10 protein-coding genes and 1 pseudogene are annotated in these 18,354 nt (G+C 72.3%); 8 read left to right on the top strand and 3 right to left on the bottom strand.

Features of this window, described 5'->3' with window-relative positions; translation table 11 throughout:
- Positions 1 to 84: 84 nt before the first annotated feature.
- Positions 85 to 2,038: pseudogene (locus ACFV2J_RS26670) on the top strand (LuxR C-terminal-related transcriptional regulator); the annotation flags it as partial.
- 38 nt (positions 2,039 to 2,076) lie between these two features.
- Positions 2,077 to 2,295 carry a DUF6191 domain-containing protein gene (locus ACFV2J_RS26665; protein ID WP_385088402.1) on the top strand — a complete coding sequence of 73 codons (219 nt, stop codon included), beginning with the start codon at positions 2,077 to 2,079 and terminating at the stop codon, positions 2,293 to 2,295.
- A 10-nt stretch (positions 2,296 to 2,305) separates the two neighbouring features.
- Here ACFV2J_RS26665 and ACFV2J_RS26660 read toward each other — a convergent pair whose 3' ends face one another.
- On the bottom strand, positions 2,306 to 3,514 hold the full coding sequence (locus ACFV2J_RS26660) for a PQQ-dependent sugar dehydrogenase (RefSeq protein ID WP_385088400.1): 1,209 nt from the start codon (positions 3,512 to 3,514) through the stop codon (positions 2,306 to 2,308).
- Between the two features lie 68 nt (positions 3,515 to 3,582).
- Positions 3,583 to 4,596 (bottom strand): aldo/keto reductase, encoded by a 1,014-nt coding sequence (locus tag ACFV2J_RS26655; protein ID WP_385088399.1) that lies wholly within the window; start codon positions 4,594 to 4,596, stop codon positions 3,583 to 3,585.
- 76 nt (positions 4,597 to 4,672) lie between these two features.
- Here ACFV2J_RS26655 and ACFV2J_RS26650 point away from each other — a divergent pair, with 76 nt between their 5' ends.
- From ACFV2J_RS26650 to serA, 6 genes are all read left to right on the top strand, one after another.
- Positions 4,673 to 5,614: a 2-hydroxyacid dehydrogenase gene (locus ACFV2J_RS26650; RefSeq protein WP_385088397.1), complete on the top strand. Its 942-nt coding sequence runs from the start codon at positions 4,673 to 4,675 to the stop codon at positions 5,612 to 5,614.
- Between the two features lie 406 nt (positions 5,615 to 6,020).
- Positions 6,021 to 9,032 carry a putative bifunctional diguanylate cyclase/phosphodiesterase gene (locus tag ACFV2J_RS26645; RefSeq protein ID WP_385088395.1) on the top strand — a complete coding sequence of 1,004 codons (3,012 nt, stop codon included), beginning with the start codon at positions 6,021 to 6,023 and terminating at the stop codon, positions 9,030 to 9,032.
- Positions 9,033 to 9,269: 237 nt separating this feature from the next.
- Positions 9,270 to 11,126, top strand: a complete 1,857-nt coding sequence (locus tag ACFV2J_RS26640; RefSeq protein WP_385088393.1) for an acetolactate synthase large subunit — start codon at positions 9,270 to 9,272, stop codon at positions 11,124 to 11,126.
- Positions 11,127 to 11,146: 20 nt separating this feature from the next.
- Complete coding sequence (ilvN, locus tag ACFV2J_RS26635) at positions 11,147 to 11,677, top strand: acetolactate synthase small subunit (protein WP_148010603.1); 531 nt, start codon at positions 11,147 to 11,149, stop codon at positions 11,675 to 11,677.
- 115 nt (positions 11,678 to 11,792) lie between these two features.
- Positions 11,793 to 12,794 (top strand): ketol-acid reductoisomerase, encoded by a 1,002-nt coding sequence (ilvC, locus tag ACFV2J_RS26630; RefSeq protein WP_266701535.1) that lies wholly within the window; start codon positions 11,793 to 11,795, stop codon positions 12,792 to 12,794.
- A 432-nt stretch (positions 12,795 to 13,226) separates the two neighbouring features.
- Complete coding sequence (gene serA, locus ACFV2J_RS26625; RefSeq protein ID WP_168530367.1) at positions 13,227 to 14,816, top strand: phosphoglycerate dehydrogenase; 1,590 nt, start codon at positions 13,227 to 13,229, stop codon at positions 14,814 to 14,816.
- Positions 14,817 to 15,149: 333 nt separating this feature from the next.
- Here serA and ACFV2J_RS26620 read toward each other — a convergent pair whose 3' ends face one another.
- Positions 15,150 to 18,134, bottom strand: coding sequence for an ATP-binding protein (locus ACFV2J_RS26620; RefSeq protein WP_385441015.1), 2,985 nt, complete (start codon positions 18,132 to 18,134; stop codon positions 15,150 to 15,152).
- Between the last annotated feature and the right edge of the window lie 220 nt (positions 18,135 to 18,354).

The following is an 18,354-nucleotide window of genomic DNA, read 5'->3' as shown; positions in this document are numbered from 1 at the left end:
AACTCAACTTGTTTTGTGGGGGGCCGATTCTGTTGTTTAAAACAGACACCGCCGCCCCCCCGCCGACGCCGGGGCGCCCCCCCCCCCGCCCGCCCCCCCCCCCCCCCCCACCACCCGCCTGGCCAGTTACTGGTACCACGCGCACGACGCCGCGAAGGCCCTGCCCGCCGTCCTGGACGCCTCCGTCGAGGCCCGCTGCCGGCACGCCCACTCCGAACAGCTCCGGCTCCTGGAACGGGCCATGGAACTGTGGGAGGTCGCACCGGAAACCGTACGGGCCGCGCTGCGCCCCATCGACTACGTGGAGGTGTTCCCGCCCTGCGGCCACGACCCGGCGGCCGAGGGACACCCGGCGTCCCCGGTTCTCCCGGCACCCCTGCGCTATCTCGACCTGATGGCCGAGGCTGCCGTCGCCGGCCGGCTGTCGGGGGAGCGCGAACGGGCCCTGAAGATCACCAAACGGGCGCTGCACGTCCTGGAGGACGGGAGCGACCCCCTGCGCGCCGCCTGGTTCTGGGTCCAGCGCTCCCGACTGGTCACGGCGCAGGCCCGCGGCGACGGGTGGCACGAACTCGCCACCGCCCGGGACCTGGTGCGCGGCCTGCCCCCGTCGGAGGTGCACGCCGAGGTGCTGTCCGTGGTCGCCGCCTGGTGCATGCTGCACGAACCGGGCCCCGGTGCCCTCTTCGCCGCCGAGCGCGCCGTGGAGTACGCGCGCATGGTCGGCGCCCGGGACATCGAACTGAACGCCCGGCTCACCCTCGGCGGTCTCATGGTCGACGCGGGGGACATCGAGGCGGGCATCACGGAGATGTACGAGGTCAAGGAGCAGGTCCCGCCGCACGGCGCGTCCCTCGTCGCGGGACGCCTCCACATCAACCTGCCGTCCCACCTGGAGTCCGTCGGCCGCTCCCGCGAGGCCGTCCCGATCCTGCGGCAGGGCACCGAACTCGCCCGCAAGAACGGCCTGCTGGACACCGAGGCCTGGGTGTGGGGCAACCTCGCCGAGTCGCTCGGCTCACTCGGCCGGTGGGACGAAGCCGCCGAGGCGGCCCGCAACGCGCTGGGCGTGGGCGTCAGCGGCAAACCGTCCGGCAGCGGCGCCATGCGCCTGGCGGACATCGCCCTCGACCGCGGCGACCTCGCCGAGGCGGCACGCCGACTGGACGCCGCCCGCGCCCACTTCGGCACCCACGACCCCATGCCGCAGCACGCCCTGCCGCTGGCGCGCAGCACGATCCGCATCGCCGCGGACGAAGGCCGCCTCCTCGACGCCCGCACCGCACTGGAAGAGGCACTGGACACGGGCTTCCCGCCCGGCACCCAGCGCTACGGGTGGCCCCTGCTGCTCGCCGCCGCCACCGCGGAGGCCGACGCCCGCGGACTGCCCGCCGCCGAGGCGGGGCGCGACAGGACCGTTCGGGGCATCCGGGAGGCGGCCAGGAAGCTGGCCACCGGAGCGCCGGTCTGGCACGCGCACGAGAGGTGGGTGCGCGCCGAACTCCGGCGGGCCGAGGGCGTGTCCGACCCCCATGAGTGGGCCGAGGTGGTCGCGGCCTTCGAATGCCTGGAACGCCCCTACGACCTGGCCCGCGTCCGGCACCGGCTGGCCGACTCCCTGCTGGCCGCGGGCGCCGACGAGGAGGAGCGGGCACGCGCCACCGAGCTCCTGCGGCTGGCCCGGGCGGCGGCCGACCACCTCGGCGCCCGCCCGCTCGCCGACGCCGTCGCGCTGCTCGCCCAGAGGGCCCGCCTCGTCCTGGGCAAGGACCCCGGGCCGTACGCCCCGGCCCCCGCCGACCCGGCCCAGGCCCTCGGCCTGACCAGCCGTGAACGCGATGTGCTGCGCCTGGTCGCGGCCGGCCGCAGCAACCGCCAGATCGCCGAGGAGCTCTTCATCTCCCCGAAGACCGCCAGCGTCCATGTGTCCAACATCCTGGCCAAGCTCGACGTCTCGGGACGAGGAGAGGCGGCGGCACTGGCGCACCGGCTCCGGCTGTTCCCCCAGGAGACCCCCACTGCCCGGACGGCGGGCTGAGGCATAACCTGGCAGCGACCCGGGCCGAGGGAGGCGCCGTGTTCAACATGTTCGAGGAGATCTTCGCACCAGGCCGCAAGCACACCGGCGACGAACGCAAGCGGCTGGAACTGACCCGCGTGGACCTGAACGACGGTGATCCGGGCCGCGGCCCCATAGACCTGAGCTCGGGCAAGGTGGTCGTACGGCCGCCCGAGCGGGAACCCGACGGAGCGGACCCCGCGGAGGAACCCGTGCCCGAGCCGGACGAACCCTGAGACCGCGGACCTACCTCACCTCCAGCTCCAGGATCCGGTCGTCACCCTTCCCGGGGCTGCCCCGCCCGTCCGTCTCACTGGTGACCAGCCAGAGCTTGTCACCGCCCGCCGAGACCACGGTGCGCAGCCGCCCGTACCGGCCCTTCAGGAACGACTGCGGAGCTGCGGCGGCCCGTGTGCCGTCCAGGGGGATCCGCCACAGACGCTCGCCCCTGAGCCCCGCCATCCAGACGCAGCCCCCGGCATAGGCGATCCCGCTGGGCGACGCGTCGTCCGTGTGCCACTGGGCGACCGGGTTGTGGTACTTCGGGTCGTCGCTCCTGCCCTCGACCACCGGCCAGCCGTAGTTGTCGCCCGGCTTGATCTGGTTCAGCTCGTCCCATGTGTCCTGCCCGAACTCGGAGGCCCACAGACGCTGTCTGTCGTCCCAGGCGAGACCCTGCACGTTGCGGTGCCCGTACGAGTACACGACCGAGCCGCCGAAGGGGTTGCCCGGCGCCGGGTCCCCGTCCGGCGTCATCCGCAGGATCTTGCCGCCCAGTGCCTTCTTGTCCTGGGCCAGCCCCCGGGTGCCCGTCTCGCCCGCTCCCGCGTACAGCATCCCGTCCGGACCGAAGGCGATCCGGCCGCCGTTGTGGATCATCCCCTTGGGAATGCCCTTGAAGATCGTGTCCGGCGCGCCCAGCTGCTCGCCGGGCGGCTTGTCGGCGTCGTACAGCATGCGGACGATCCGGTTGTCCGACGCCGTCGTCAGGTAGGCGTAGACCATGTGGTCCGAGGCGTAGGCGGGGGAGAGCGCGATACCGAGCAGACCGCCCTCCCCGGCGGGGGCGACCCCCGGCACCTGGCCCAGCTCCGTCGTCCTCCCCGTCTTCTCGTCCACCCGGGAGATCGTCCCCTCGTCACGCGAGGACACCAGGAGACCGCCCTCCGGCAGCGGCGCCAGGCCCCAGGGCGACTTGAGGCCCTCGGCGACCGTGCGCACCACCTTCACCGAACCCTTGGCGGGCGCGGCCGTCCCGGTCGGCCGCGCCGAGGACGCCGATCCCGTGACCGGACCGTTCGCCGACGGGTTCAGGCCCCCGACCGGCGGTCCGCCCCCCGAGCCGCCGGAGGAGCAGCCGGCCGTCACCACCAGCGCTGCCGCGGCCAACGCGGCCTTCACCACTCGACGTTGCACGATCAGAGGTCCCTTCGACGTGGCGGTCCTACTGTTCATACACCGCTCGCGCCCCGCGGGTTCCCGATCAGGAACACCCGATGCGCGAGCGCCGGCCGCGGGAGGTGTCAGTCCCACGACCCCTGCGCCCCGGGCAGCCCCGCCACCTCCGCCAGGTCCTCCGCCGTCAGCAGCAGCCCCGCCGCCCCCGCGTTCTCCGCCGCCCAGCGCGCCCGCTTGGCCCCCGGCACCGGAACCACGTGCCGGCCCTGGGACAGCACCCAGGCCAGCGCCACCTGCGCGGGAGTGACCCCGTCGCCGTGCCGTCGGGCGACCCGCCGCAGCCCGGCGACGATCGGCTGGTTGGCGGCCATCATCTCGGCCGTGAAGCGCGGATGGCGGGCGCGTACGTCGTCGGGTTCGAAGCCCCCGCCCGGCGTCAGCGTGCCGGTCAGGAAACCGTTGCCGAGCGGCATCGCCGCGAGGAAACCCACGCCGCGCGCGGTGCACCACGGCAGCAGCGCGTCCAGTGCCTCGGTCGACCACACCGACAGCTCGGCCTCCACCGCGCTCACCGGGAAGACCTGCTGCACCCGCTCCAGCTGCCGGATCGTTCCGTCGTGCAGCCGCCGGTCCGGCGGGCGCGCCCCCGAGCGGCGGGCCGAACGGGCGCCGACCGCGCACAGCCCGAGCGAACGCACCTTTCCGGCCGCCACCAGATCGGCCATCGCTCCCCAGGTCTCCTCGACCGGCACCTCGGGATCCGCGCGGTGCAGCTGGTAGAGGTCGATCACGTCGGTCTGCAGCCGGCGCAGCGACGCGTCGCAGGCCCGCCGCACATAACCGGGACGCCCGTTGGCCACGAGATGCTGCTCGCCCACCAGCAGCCCCACCTTCGTCGACACGAAGGCCTCCGCACGCCGGTCCCGCAGCGCCCGGCCCACCAGCAGCTCGTTGGTGAACGGCCCGTACATGTCCGCCGTGTCGAGCAGCGTCGTCCCGAGGTCGAGCGCCGCGTGCACCGTGCGCAGCGACTCCTCACCGCGCTGCCGCGAACCGGTGTACGCCCAGGTCATCGGCATGCACCCGAGCCCGATCGCCCCCACATCGAGCGTCGCCGCGCCGATCGTCCTGCGCTCCACCTGGCCGTGACCCTCCCTCTCCTGCCACCCCAACCTAACCTCTGGGCGTCCCGCCGCCTGACATAGCCTCCCGAGCATGACTTCCGATGTGTGGCTTCCCTTTCACGCCGACGAGATCGAGGGCCTGCCCGAAGGCCTCGACTACCGCTTCTGGGACGGCGGCCAGGAGTTCCCCGCGGACCCGGCCGACTGCGTGTTCTATGTGGTGCCCTACATGAAGCCGCCGGCCGTGGCCCAGCGGCCGATGGCCGAAATGACCTCCCTACAGGTGGTGCAGACCCTCTCCGCCGGGGTCGACCACGTCCAGCCGAGCCTCAAGTCCCTGCGTCCGGGCGTGCGGTTGTGCAACGCCAAGGGGGTGCACGAGGCGAGCACCGGCGAACTCGCCCTCGCCCTGATCCTGGCCTCGCTGCGGGGCATCCCCGACTTCGTACGGGCCCAGGACAAGGGGGAGTGGCGCTCCGGGTTCCGTCCGGCGCTCGCCGACAAGTCCGTACTGATCGTGGGCTACGGGTCGATCGGGTCCGCGATCGAGGACCGGCTCGTGCCCTTCGAGGTGGCGCGGGTGGCGCGCGTCGCGCGCTCTGAGCGCACCACGGCGCGCGGTCCGGTGCACCCACTCACGGAACTGCCCGCGCTGCTCCCCGAAGCCGACGTCGTGGTGCTCTCCACCCCCCTCACCGACAGCACGCGCGGCCTGGTGGACGCCGAGTTCCTGGCCCGCATGAAGGACGGCGCGCTCCTGGTCAACGTCGCCCGCGGCCCCGTCGTCGACACCAAGGCCCTGCTCGCCGAGCTGGACAGCGGGCGCCTCACCGCGGCCCTCGACGTCACCGACCCCGAGCCGCTGCCCCTGGGACACCCCCTGTGGCAGGCGCCCGGCGTGCTCATCAGCCCCCACGTCGGCGGCCCCACGTCGGCGTTCCTGCCGCGCGCCGAGCGGCTGCTGGTCACGCAGTTGAACCGTTTCGTGAACCGGGAGCCGCTCGGCAACGTGGTCCTCACCACGGGCACGTAATCCGCCGCAGTCCGCGGCTCCGCCCGGACAAGGACACCCTCCGCGATCCCCCGGATGCGGGTCGTGTCCGCATCTCCACTGGTCGTTACGGAGCGTAGAGGAACTATGTCCCTGAGTGACGAGACTGGTGTATCGTCCCGACAGGGGCTGCGCCGCGCACCGTTCGGCGCCGGGGATGGACATTCGGACTGCGAGGGGGGCGACGGGCGATGCACGGCCTATGGACGAACGATCCGACGCGGCGGGGCCGCCGACGACCCTGGCGGGCGGCCGCGCGCGGACGAGCGCACGGCGGCCATGGTGGTCACGGCGGACATCACCACCGCAGGCACGGCTCCCGCAGGAGGCACACGCACCCAGCGTGCCCGGAGCAGCGGGACCCCGCTGTGCGGACCGGGTGGGACCGGTGAGTTCCCCCGGAGCGCTGCTGACCCGCCGCCCGGTACTCGGCGGTGGGACGGGTGTGGTCTCGCAGCTCGCGCTGGCCCTGGTCTGCGCGGGATACGCGGTCGGCTCCGCCCTCGGCTGGGGCTCGGCGGACCTGGCACTGATCATGGGCGACTTCGGGCTGAGCGCCGCCGCGGGCACCGCGGCCGTCTCCTGCTTCCTCTACGCCCATCGCCGGCGCAGCCGCTTTCGACCGGCATGGCTGCTCTTCGCGGTCTCCTCCGCCATGGCCTCGATGGGCAACGGCGTCTGGGGGTGGTACGAGATCGTCCTCGACCGTCACGTCCCGAGCCCCAGTTTCGCCGACATCTTCTTCCTGTGCTTCGCGCCGCCGGCCATCGTGGGACTGCTGGTGCTCGCCAAGAGGCCGGTGACCAAGGCCGGTTGGATCTGCCTGGCGCTCGACTCCTGGCTGATCGGCGGCTCCCTGATCACGCTGTCCTGGAGTCTCGCGCTCGCCCAGGCGGCGAAGTTCGACGGGCCGAGCGTCGCCCACACCGCGCTCTCCCTGGCGTACCCCCTGCTGGACATCGCCCTGGTCAGCATGGTGCTGGCGCTGCACTTCAGGCGCTCCTCGCTGAACCGCTCGGCGGTGAACACCGCGATCGGCGCACTCGCCCTGACCGTGATGTGCGACGCCCTGTTCACCTCGCCCCTCCTGCACAACAACTACCACTCCGGGCAGCTTCTCGACGCGGGCTGGTTCGCCGGCTCACTGCTCCTCGCGTACGCCCCGTGGGCCGGCACCCGGCACGGACAGCCGGACCCCGACGAACTCGACGGGAACCCAATGTGGGAGAACGGGCGCGCAGGGGGTGGCCACGGGCGGAGCGGGCACGGAGGGGACGGGCACACGCGCGGGGCGCACCCACACGACCCGGGCCGCCGTCCGGACGGCGCACACCCCGTGGGGCACCCCGACCCGGAAGCCACGGGCCACCACCGGTACGCGGCGCCCCGCCCGATCGCCGGATCGCTGGGCGCGCTCACCCCCTACCTCGCCGCCGCCGTCTGCACGCTGGGAATCCTCTACAACGTCCTCAACGGCCGCAGCGTCGACCGCGTGGTGCTCCTCACCGCGGGCCTGGTCGTGCTCGCCCTCGTGGTGCGCCAGGGCATCATGCTGCTCGACAACATCACCCTCACCCAGGAGCTGGCCCAGAAGGAGAACCACTTCCGCTCCCTGGTGCAGGGCTCCAGCGACGTCATCATGATCGCGGCGCCGAACGGCATCCTGAAGTACGTCAGCCCGGCAGCCGCCGGGGTGTACGGCCGCAGCGCGGAGGAGCTCGTCGGCTCCGAGCTGGCCTCGCTCATCCACCCCGAGGACCTCGGCTGCGTGGTGCACGAGGTGCGCCGCTTCCTGGCCGCCAGTCATCCGGAGGAGCCCACCACGCGCATCGAGTGCCGCTTCAAGTCCGGCGAGGGCGGCTGGCTCAACGTGGAGTCCACCGTCAACCGGCACCACGGCGGCCTCATCTTCAACAGCCGTGACGTGACGGAGCGGGTACGTCTCCAGGCGCAGCTGCAGCACAACGCCGAGCACGACCCGCTCACCGACCTGCCCAACCGCGCCCTGTTCACCCGGCGCGTCCAGCAGGCCCTGTCCGGCCGCCGCTCCACCGACCGCGGCACCGCCGTTCTCTTCATCGACCTCGACGGCTTCAAGGCGGTCAACGACACGATCGGCCACCAGGCCGGCGACGAGCTCCTCGTCCAGGCCGCCCGCAGGCTCCAGGACTCGGTGCGGCACGGCGACACCGCCGCCCGGCTCGGCGGCGACGAGTTCGCGGCCCTGATCGTCGGCGACGGCAACCGCGACCGTACAGCGCGTGAGCAACAGATCATGGAACTCGCCGACCGGCTGCGGATCAAGCTCTCACAGCCCTACGCCATCGACGGCAACGATGTCCGGGTGGCCGCCTCCATCGGCGTCGGATTCGCCGAACCGGGTCTGGGCGCGGGGGAGTTGCTGCGCAACGCCGACCTGGCCATGTACCGCGCCAAGGCGGCGGGCAAGGGGCGCGTCGAGCTGTACGCCCCCCAGATGCAGCAGGATGTCGTACGCAAGGCCGAGCTGGCGACAAGGCTGCGCTCCGCTCTTCAGGACGGCGAGTTCGCGCTGCTGCACCAGCCCGTGGTGTGCCTGGAGAACGGCCGGATCGCGACGGTCACCGCCCAGGCCCGCTGGCGCTCCTCCCAAGGAGTGCTCTTCACGCCCGCCGAGTTCCTGCGCGTCGCCGAGGACAGCGACCGGACCGCCGAGCTGAGCCGCTGGATGCTGGAGGAGGCGGTCGAGCAGGCCGCCGAGCGGGCCGCCGCGGGGGTCACGGTGCCCGTCGCCGTCCGGATGAGCGCCCGGCGCCTGCTGGACCGCTCGACGCCCCTCGGCTCCGTGGAGGCCCTCCTGACCCGGCACGGGCTCTCCTCGGGCGCCCTGATCGTCGAACTGTCCGACGCCGATCCCCGGGTCGCCCTGGACGAGCTGGAGCGCCGCCTCAACGCGTTGCGGAGGGTCGGGGTCCGGATCGCCCTGGACGGCTTCGGAGGCGGCTGTGCCGCCATCACGGCACTCAGAAGGCTCCCCGTCGACGTACTCAGGCTCGACCGGGGCCTGGTCGAGGGGGTCGTCGAGTCCGCACGGCTGCATAAGATCACCAGCGGGCTGCTGCGGATCGCCGCCGACCTCGGACTGCAGTCCGTGGCCGACGGTGTGGACCTTCCGGAGCAGGTCGTGGCCCTGCGCGCGATGGGCTGTACGCACGGGCAGGGAATGGCGTTCTCCGGCCCCCTCGACGAGTACCGGCTGCGCAGGGCGCTGTCCTCCGGCCACTACCCCGTCCCCCACGGGCCTGCCGAGCCCGCGTTCGCGGGCGGCGGCGCGGGGGTGTATACGAGTGGTGTGCCCGCTGTTCTCGGGGGCGGTACGGCCCTCCGCTCACATAATGAGACTCCCGTCCCACCTACTTGACAGTCGATGCGTGCCGGGGGGAGGGTCAATGCCATGCGCACCCGAATTCTCGTACTTGGAAAGCGCGTCGGCTGAAGCTGGTGATCACCGGACGGACCCGGAGAACCCAGCGACCGCACCCGGCGCGCTCCCCTCGCTTGCCTCACGGCACGAGGGGTTTTTTGTTGCACAGGTGACTGTCGAGCAACAACCGCACACCGCACAAACCTCGCAAAAACCCTCAGCATCGAGAAGAGAATGACGATGACCGAGCAGGCCACCGGGGCCCACCATCCGCAGCCGCGGCCCCGTTCCGGAGGACAGCAGTCCGCGCCCGAACAGGTGACGGGTGCCAAGTCCCTCATCCGTTCTCTCGAGGAGGTAGGGGCCGACACGGTGTTCGGCATCCCCGGCGGCGCGATCCTTCCGGCCTACGACCCGCTGATGGACTCCCAGCGCGTGCGGCACGTGCTCGTCCGTCACGAGCAGGGCGCGGGCCACGCGGCCACCGGGTACGCGCAGGCCACCGGCAAGGTCGGCGTCTGCATGGCGACCAGCGGCCCGGGTGCCACCAACCTGGTGACACCGATCGCCGACGCGCACATGGACTCGGTGCCGCTCGTCGCGATCACCGGCCAGGTCGCCTCCAAGGCGATCGGCACGGACGCCTTCCAGGAGGCGGACATCGTCGGCATCACCATGCCGGTCACCAAGCACAACTTCCTGGTGACGAAGGCCGAGGACATCCCGAAGACGATCGCGGAGGCCTTCCACATCGCCTCCACCGGCCGCCCCGGACCGGTCCTCGTCGACATCGCCAAGGACGCCCTCCAGGCGCAGACCACCTTCCAGTGGCCGCCCACCATGGACCTGCCCGGCTACCGGCCGGTGACCAAGCCGCACGCCAAGCAGATCCGCGAGGCCGCCAAGCTGATCACCCAGGCGAAGCGGCCCGTCCTCTACGTCGGCGGCGGCGTCCTCAAGGCCGGTGCCACCGCCGAGCTGAAGGTCCTCGCCGAACTCACCGGAGCGCCCGTCACCACCACCCTGATGGCGCTCGGCGCATTCCCCGACAGTCACGAACTGCACGTGGGAATGCCGGGCATGCACGGTGCGGTCACCGCCGTCACCGCGCTGCAGAAGGCCGACCTGATCGTCGCCCTCGGAGCCCGCTTCGACGACCGCGTCACCGGCAAGCTGGACAGCTTCGCCCCGTACGCCAAGATCGTCCACGCCGACATCGACCCGGCCGAGATCGGCAAGAACCGCGCGGCCGACGTGCCGATCGTGGGGGACGCCCGCGAGGTCATCGCCGACCTGGTCCAGGCCGTGCAGAGGGAGCACAGCGAGGGACACCGGGGCGACTACGGCGCCTGGTGGCGGGACCTCAACCGCTGGCGCGAGACGTACCCGCTGGGGTACGAGCAGCCCGAGAACGGCTCGCTGTCGCCGCAGCAGGTCATCGAGCGCATCGGACAGCTCGCGCCGGAGGGAACGATCTTCGCCGCGGGCGTCGGCCAGCACCAGATGTGGGCCGCGCACTACATCCAGTACGAGCACCCCGCGACCTGGCTGAACTCCGGCGGCGCCGGGACGATGGGCTATGCCGTGCCGGCCGCCATGGGTGCCAAGGCGGGGCAGCCCGACCGCACGGTCTGGGCGGTCGACGGCGACGGCTGCTTCCAGATGACCAACCAGGAACTCACCACCTGCGCCCTGAACAACATCCCGATCAAGGTCGCCATCATCAACAACGGCGCCCTCGGGATGGTCCGCCAGTGGCAGACCCTCTTCTACAACCAGCGGTACTCCAACACCGTGCTGCACAGCGGTCCGGGCGCGGACGGCAAGCAGCCGAGCGCGGGCACCCGCGTCCCGGACTTCGTGAAGCTGTCGGAGGCGATGGGCTGCTACGCCATCCGCTGCGAGTCCCCGGACGACCTCGACAAGGTCATCGAAGAGGCGAACTCGATCAACGACCGCCCGGTCGTGGTCGACTTCATCGTCCACGAGGACGCCATGGTGTGGCCGATGGTCGCCGCCGGCACCTCGAACGACGAGATCATGGCAGCCCGGGACGTCCGCCCCGACTTCGGCGACAACGAAGACGACTGAGAGAGAGCCGAGTCCGAACCATGAGCACCAAGCACACCCTCTCCGTCCTCGTCGAGAACAAGCCCGGTGTCCTCGCCCGGATCACCGCCCTGTTCTCGCGCCGCGGCTTCAACATCGACTCGCTCGCCGTGGGCATCACCGAGCACCCCGACATCTCCCGCATCACCATCGTGGTGAACGTGATCGAGGCACTGCCGCTCGAACAGGTCACCAAGCAGCTCAACAAGCTCGTCAACGTGCTGAAGATCGTCGAGCTGGAGCCGGGCGCGGCCGTGCAGCGTGAACTCGTTCTGGTGAAGGTGCGCGCCGACAACGAGACGCGCTCCCAGATCGTCGAGATCGTCCAGCTGTTCCGCGCCAAGACCGTGGACGTCTCCCCGGAGGCCGTCACCATCGAGGCCACCGGCGGCAGCGACAAGCTGGAGGCCATGCTCAAGATGCTGGAGCCGTTCGGCATCAAGGAGCTCGTCCAGTCCGGCACGATCGCGATCGGACGCGGGGCGCGTTCGATCACGGACCGGTCACTGCGCGCGCTCGACCGATCAGCCTGAGTCCTGGAACGGGCGGCCGGTGACCGCCGGCCGCCCGTATGCCGAGACCCCGAAACCTTCCCTCCCCCGCCCGCCGTACGGTGGGACGCGACACCGCACACCAAGGAGAACCCCAGTGGCCGAGCTGTTCTACGACGACGACGCCGACCTGTCCATCATCCAGGGCCGCAAGGTCGCGGTCATCGGCTACGGCAGCCAGGGCCACGCCCACGCGCTGTCGCTGCGCGACTCGGGTGTGGACGTCCGTGTCGGTCTGCACGAGGGCTCCAAGTCCAAGGCGAAGGCCGAGGAGCAGGGCCTTCGCGTGGTGACGCCGTCGGAGGCCGCCGCCGAGGCCGACGTCATCATGATCCTGGTGCCGGACCCGATCCAGGCGCAGGTCTACGAGGAGTCCATCAAGGACAACCTCAAGGACGGCGACGCGCTGTTCTTCGGCCACGGCCTGAACATCCGCTTCGACTTCATCAAGCCGCCGGCCGGCGTCGACGTCTGCATGGTCGCCCCGAAGGGCCCGGGCCACCTGGTCCGCCGCCAGTACGAGGAGGGCCGCGGCGTGCCCTGCATCGCGGCCGTCGAGCAGGACGCCACCGGCAACGGCTTCGAGCTGGCGCTGTCGTACGCGAAGGGCATCGGCGGCACCCGCGCCGGCGTCATCAAGACGACCTTCACCGAGGAGACCGAGACCGACCTGTTCGGTGAGCAGGCCGTCCTCTGCGGTGGTACCGCGGCGCTGGTCAAGGCGGGCTTCGAGACCCTGACCGAGGCCGGCTACCAGCCGGAGATCGCGTACTTCGAGTGCCTGCACGAGCTGAAGCTGATCGTCGACCTCATGTACGAGGGCGGCCTGGAGAAGATGCGCTGGTCGATCTCCGAGACCGCCGAGTGGGGCGACTACGTCACCGGCCCGCGGATCATCACCGACGCCACCAAGGCCGAGATGAAGCAGATCCTCGCCGAGATCCAGGACGGCACCTTCGCCAGGAACTGGATGGAGGAGTACCACTCCGGTCTGAAGAAGTACAACGAGTACAAGACCCAGGACCAGAACCACCTCCTGGAGACCACCGGCAAGGAGCTCCGCAAGCTCATGTCGTGGGTCAACGACGACGAGGCGTAAGCCGAACGGCCCAGGGGCCGGAGCGGTCAGCTCCGGCCCTTCGGCCTGACCCTGGGTAATGCCCGTGCGCGCGACGTTGTACACACCGTCCAGCCACGGACGAGTGATCCTTCCACAGAGGCGCAAGAAGACCCCTGTTGCGGCACTACACTGCTGCACAACATACGCGTCAGGCCCACAGCGTCGTGCGTCTTCCACGCGGCTCGAGCGACCCCGAAGATCTGCAGGCACGCCCCCGCGCCGCCCGGCACGCACACTCGCCGCACCGGTCACAGGCCCTGGTAGCTTCCGCTACGAGAGCCCCGTCCGGCAGACCGAGAGCACGCACCGGACGACGCGAGAACGCACCGGCACCTCCCCGAGGCCGCTACATCCCTCCACTCGCCCGCGGCCGTCGGGACGGCCGTCCGCATTGGACTTGTGAGGACTCACGTGAGCTCGAAACCTGTCGTACTCATCGCTGAAGAGCTGTCGCCCGCGACCGTCGACGCCCTGGGCCCGGACTTCGAGATCCGGCACTGCAACGGCGCGGACCGTGCCGAGCTGCTGCCCGCGATCGCCGACGTCGACGCGATCCTGATCCGTTCGGCCACCAAGGTCGACGCCGAGGCGGTCGCCGCCGCGAAGAAACTGAAGGTCGTCGCACGAGCCGGCGTCGGCCTGGACAACGTCGACGTCTCCGCCGCCACCAAGGCCGGCGTGATGGTCGTCAACGCCCCCACCTCCAACATCGTGACCGCCGCCGAGCTGGCCTGCGGTCTGCTGCTGGCCACCGCGCGGCACATCCCGCAGGCCAACTCGGCGCTGAAGAACGGCGAGTGGAAGCGCTCCAAGTACACCGGCGTCGAGCTGGCCGAGAAGACCCTCGGCGTCGTCGGCCTCGGCCGCATCGGCGCGCTGGTCGCCCAGCGCATGTCGGCGTTCGGCATGAAGGTCGTCGCCTACGACCCCTACGTCCAGCCTGCCCGGGCCGCGCAGATGGGCGTCAAGGTCCTGTCGCTGGACGAGCTGCTCGAGGTCGCGGACTTCATCACCGTGCACCTGCCCAAGACCCCCGAGACGGTCGGTCTCATCGGCGACGAGGCGCTGCACAAGGTCAAGCCGTCGGTGCGGATCGTCAACGCCGCGCGCGGCGGGATCGTCGACGAGGAGGCGCTGTACTCGGCGCTCAAGGAGGGCCGCGTCGCCGGCGCGGGCCTGGACGTGTACGCGAAGGAGCCCTGCACGGACTCCCCGCTCTTCGAGCTCGACGAGGTCGTCTGCACCCCGCACCTCGGCGCCTCCACGGACGAGGCGCAGGAGAAGGCCGGTGTCTCCGTCGCCCGTTCGGTGCGTCTGGCGCTCGCCGGTGAGCTGGTCCCGGACGCGGTGAACGTCCAGGGCGGTGTCATCGCCGAGGACGTCAAGCCGGGCCTGCCGCTCGCCGAGAAGCTCGGCCGCATCTTCACCGCGCTGGCGGGCGAGGTCGCGGTCCGCCTCGACGTCGAGGTGTACGGCGAGATCACCCAGCACGACGTGAAGGTGCTCGAACTCTCGGCACTCAAGGGCGTGTTCGAGGACGTCGTCGCGGAGACGGTCTCGTACGTCAACGCCCCCCTCTTCGCTCAGGAGCGCGGTGTCGAGGTGCGCCTGACGACCAGCTCGGAGTCCCCGGACCACCGCAACGTCGTCACCGTGCGCGGCACGCTCGGCGACGGCCAGGAGGTCGCGGTCTCCGGCACGCTGGCCGGCCCGAAGCACCTTCAGAAGATCGTCGCCGTCGGCGAGTACGACGTGGACCTCGCCCTCGCCGACCACATGGTCGTGCTGCGCTACGAGGACCGTCCCGGTGTCGTCGGCACCGTCGGCCGTGTCTTCGGCGAGGCGGGCATCAACATCGCCGGCATGCAGGTGGCCCGCGCGGCCGCCGGCGGCGAGGCCCTCGCGGTGCTCACCGTCGACGACACGGTCCCGCAGGGTGTCCTCAACGAGGTGGCCGACGAGATCGGCGCCACGTCGGCCCGGTCGGTCAACCTCGTCTGACGTCCGCCGTGGGGGGGGGGGGGGGGCCCCCCGGGGGGGGGCGCCCGCGCGGGGGGGGGGGGGCCGGGGGGGGGCGGGGGGGGGCGGGGCGCGGGCGCGGGCGCCCCCCCCCGCCCCCCGCCGCCCCGGCCGGCCACCCCCGTCGCCCGCCCGCCGTCGCGGCCCGGGCCACCTTCGGGGGCCCGGCCCTCGGTCGTGTGCGAGCACGGGACGGGTCCGCCGGGACCCGCGGGCAGACGGCGTACGCCGCCCGGCGGCAGCGGGGACCGGCGGAGGGTGACCCGCGGGCGTGGACCCGTGCGGAGGGTGACCCGCGGGCGCGGACCCGTGTTCTCAGGCGGAAGCGGTGGGTTCCGGCTCGATCAGGCCCTCGCGGTAGGCGATGGCCACCGCCTCCGTGCGGCCGGCGGCGCCCAACTTGGCGAGGATGTTGGAGACATGGACGCTGGCCGTCTTGCCGCTGATGAACAGCTCCTCGCCTATCTGGCGGTTGGTGCGACCGCGCGCGAGCAGCCGCAGGACGTCGCTCTCGCGGGCGGTCAGGGCCGCGACGCGGTCCGCGGTGAACGGTGAGCCGGCGAGACGGCCGCGTCGGATCAGGGCGTCCACCTCCTCGCGCAACGGCACGGCACCGAGCCGGTCGGCGGTCTCACGGGCGGCGCGGGCCTGCCCGGCGGCCTCCTCGCGCCGGTCCGCGGCGAGCAGCGCCTCGGCCAACCTCCGTCTGGAACGGGCCAGTTCGTAGGGATCGCCGTAGTCGAACGCGGCGACGGCCGTTTCCCACGCGGCGACGGACCGTTCCCGTGCGGCGCCGTCCGTCCGTGGGTGCGCGCGCAGCCACTCCGCCTCGGCCCGGGCGAGCCAGGCGAGGCCTTCCGGGCCCTGCGGTGTCCCGTCCTCGCCCTTCGCGGCGGTGATCCGGGCGACCTCCACCAGTTCGGAGGCGGTGGCCACCTGGTGGAGGGCCCCGGCCTCGTCGCCGGTCAGACGCAGCCGCACGGCCGCGTCGGCGACCGCGGAGAGCGCGAGCGCGGCGAGCCGCACACCGATGTCGGGCCGCTCGCTCCCGGAGCCGTCGCCGAGCGCCGCGAGACTCTCGCGCATGGCCGCGACGGCGCCCTCCGCGTCGCCGCGCAGCGCCGCGGCGTCGGTCAGCACGATGCCCGCGACGAGTGAGGCCATCCAGTCGAACGGCCCGTCCAGCAGGGCACGCGCACGCTCGGCGGCCCCCTGTTCGCCGCGCGCCAGGGCGACGTACAGCGCGGGACCGGTGGCGAACCCGCCCGCCGGCGGCAGCCGTTCGGCGTCGGCGGCGGCCGCCCGGGCGCACTCGTCCCAGCGGCCCAGGGTGTAGAGGATCAGGGACTGGAGGTAGCGCAGCTCCAGCGCGTAGGGCGAGGACAGCAGTCCGGAGCGGTCCGCTCGTTCCAGCCCCTCGGAGAGCCAGGTCAGGCACTCGTCCAGCGCCCCGGACTCGTAGCACCCGATGGCCAGGTTGAAGAGCGCGCGCATCTCGACGGAGACGTTGCCCGCGCGTCGGGCCAGGTCGCGGGCGTGCCGCAGCCGCTCCCGGCCGCGCGGGGTCCGCCGGTTGCCGCCGTCCAGGCCGACCAGGGAGATGATCAGGTCGGCCTGGGCGTCCGGCAGCCGGAGTTCCTCGGCGGTGCGCAGGGCCTGCCGGGCGACACGGTGGGCGTCCTCGTCGTGGCCCATGTACCGCGCCGCCATCACATGGGTGGCCGCGGCCCACACCCAGGTGTGCGAGGGGGGCTCGGCCGGGATCATGGCCAGCGCCTCGCTGCTGTACGTGTAGGCGGCCTTCGTGCTGTCGACGCGGATCAGATTGCCCGCGAGGGTGTAACGGACGCGGGCGGCGAGTTCGGAGTCGGCGTCCGAACCCGCCCGGGCGAGCGCGGCGCGGGTGAGGGAGACCGCCCGGTGGGCGTCGCCCGCGTGGGCGGCGGCCGCGGAGGCGCGCAGCGTGAGCGTCACGGGTCCGCAGGCCCGTGGGCGGGCGGCGGGGTCGACCGCGGACCACAGTTCGAGGACGGACTCCAGGTGGCGCAGCTCCTCCGCGGGCGCGCCGAGGAGCTGGGCGTGGTCGGCGGCCTCCAGGGAGGCGGTGAGCGCGTCCGCCAGGTCGTGGCTCTCCCGCGAGTGGTGGGCCCGTTCGGCCGAACGGGCCTGCCCGGCGAGGAGTCCGGCGAACGTGCCGTGCAGCCTTACCCGTTCGCCCGGCAGCAGATCGGCGTAGACGGCCTCGCGGGTCAGGGCGTGCCGGAAGGAGTACGTGCCGTCCTCGCCGGGGACCAGCAGCTGTCGTCCGACGGCCTCGCGCAGCGCCGACTCCAGGGATTCCTGGGGCAGTTGTACGGCGTCGCGCAGCAGGTCGTGCTCGACGCGCCGCCCGGCGACCGCGGCCGTGCGCAGCACCTGCTGGGCGGTGTCGGAGAGTTGCTCGATCCGGATGAGGAGTACGTCGGCGAGGCCGCTCGGCATGGCGGGGGCGGCCGGGTCGACGTCGCCGGGCAGCGCGGCGAGCAGCTCCTCCGCGTAGAAGGCGTTGCCCTCGGCGCGTTCGACGATACGGCGGACGGTGGTGTCGGAGAGGACCTCGGCCCGCAGGGCGCGCACCAGCCGGGCCACCTCGGCGTCGGCCATCGGGCGCAGTTCGAGACGCTCGACGGAGGACAGCCGGACCAGTTCGGCGAGCAGGGGGCGCAGGGGGTGGCGTCGGTGCAGGTCGTCCGCGCGGTAGGAGGCGAAGACGGCGAGGCGGTGGGCCGGGGCGCCGGGCGCCGCGTTCTGCAGGAGCCCGCGGCTGAGAAGGAAGCGCAGGAGGTCGCGGGAGGACTGGTCGGCCCAGTGGAGGTCTTCGAGGACCAGGAGGAGGGGGGCGATGTCGGCGACGGCGGCCAGCAGGGCGGCCACGCCCTCGAAGAGGCGCAGGCGGCTGCCGGGGTCCGCGCCGCCGTCGGCGGTGCCGGTGCCGGTGCCGAGCAGGCGGTCGACCGCCTGGTGGGCGGCGAACGCGGCCGCGAACCGGTCGTCCGCGGCGAGCGCGCCGAGTATCTCCGTGAACGGGAGGTAGGGCAGGCCCACGTCGCCCAGGTCGACGCAGTGGCCTGTCAGTACCGTCATGTCCGTGCGGGTGGCGTGGGCGGCGGCCTCTGTGAGGACGCGGGTCTTGCCGACGCCGGCGTCTCCGGAGACGAGTACCGCGCGGGGGGTTCCTTCCCGGGCGCGGTCCAGTACGTCGGTGAGGCGGGCGAGTTCGCTCGCGCGGCCGATGAGCGGCGTACCGGATGTCTGTGCCACGACGACCATCCTGGCATGCCGCGCTCGTACGAAGGTGTTCTCGCCCCACCCTTGGGGCTCCGCCCCAAACCCCGCCAAGTGGCTGCCGCCCCCTGGACCCCCGCCATCGCCCGAAGGGCTCGTCCTCAAACGCCGGACGGGCTGAAAAGCATGGCCCTGGCGCCAGCCTTCAGCACCCTGACTACGCAGGCCCGCATCTCCAGCCCGTCCGGCGATTGAG

The organism is Streptomyces sp. NPDC059668, assembly GCF_042734135.1.
Lineage (GTDB): Bacteria > Actinomycetota > Actinomycetes > Streptomycetales > Streptomycetaceae > Streptomyces.
Note: the sequence above shows the minus strand (reverse complement) of the source record. Positions and strands in the feature narration are given on the sequence as shown.

What these genes read in the sequence shown, in the direction of transcription:
- ACFV2J_RS26660 (WP_385088400.1), bottom strand. Translation starts at nt 3,514, where the DNA reads ATGAACAGTAGGACCGCCACGTCGAAGGGACCTCTGATCGTGCAACGT.
- ACFV2J_RS26640 (WP_385088393.1), top strand. Translation starts at nt 9,270, where the DNA reads ATGACGATGACCGAGCAGGCCACCGGGGCCCACCATCCGCAGCCGCGG.
- ilvN (WP_148010603.1), top strand. Translation starts at nt 11,147, where the DNA reads ATGAGCACCAAGCACACCCTCTCCGTCCTCGTCGAGAACAAGCCCGGT.
- ACFV2J_RS26650 (WP_385088397.1), top strand. Translation starts at nt 4,673, where the DNA reads ATGACTTCCGATGTGTGGCTTCCCTTTCACGCCGACGAGATCGAGGGC.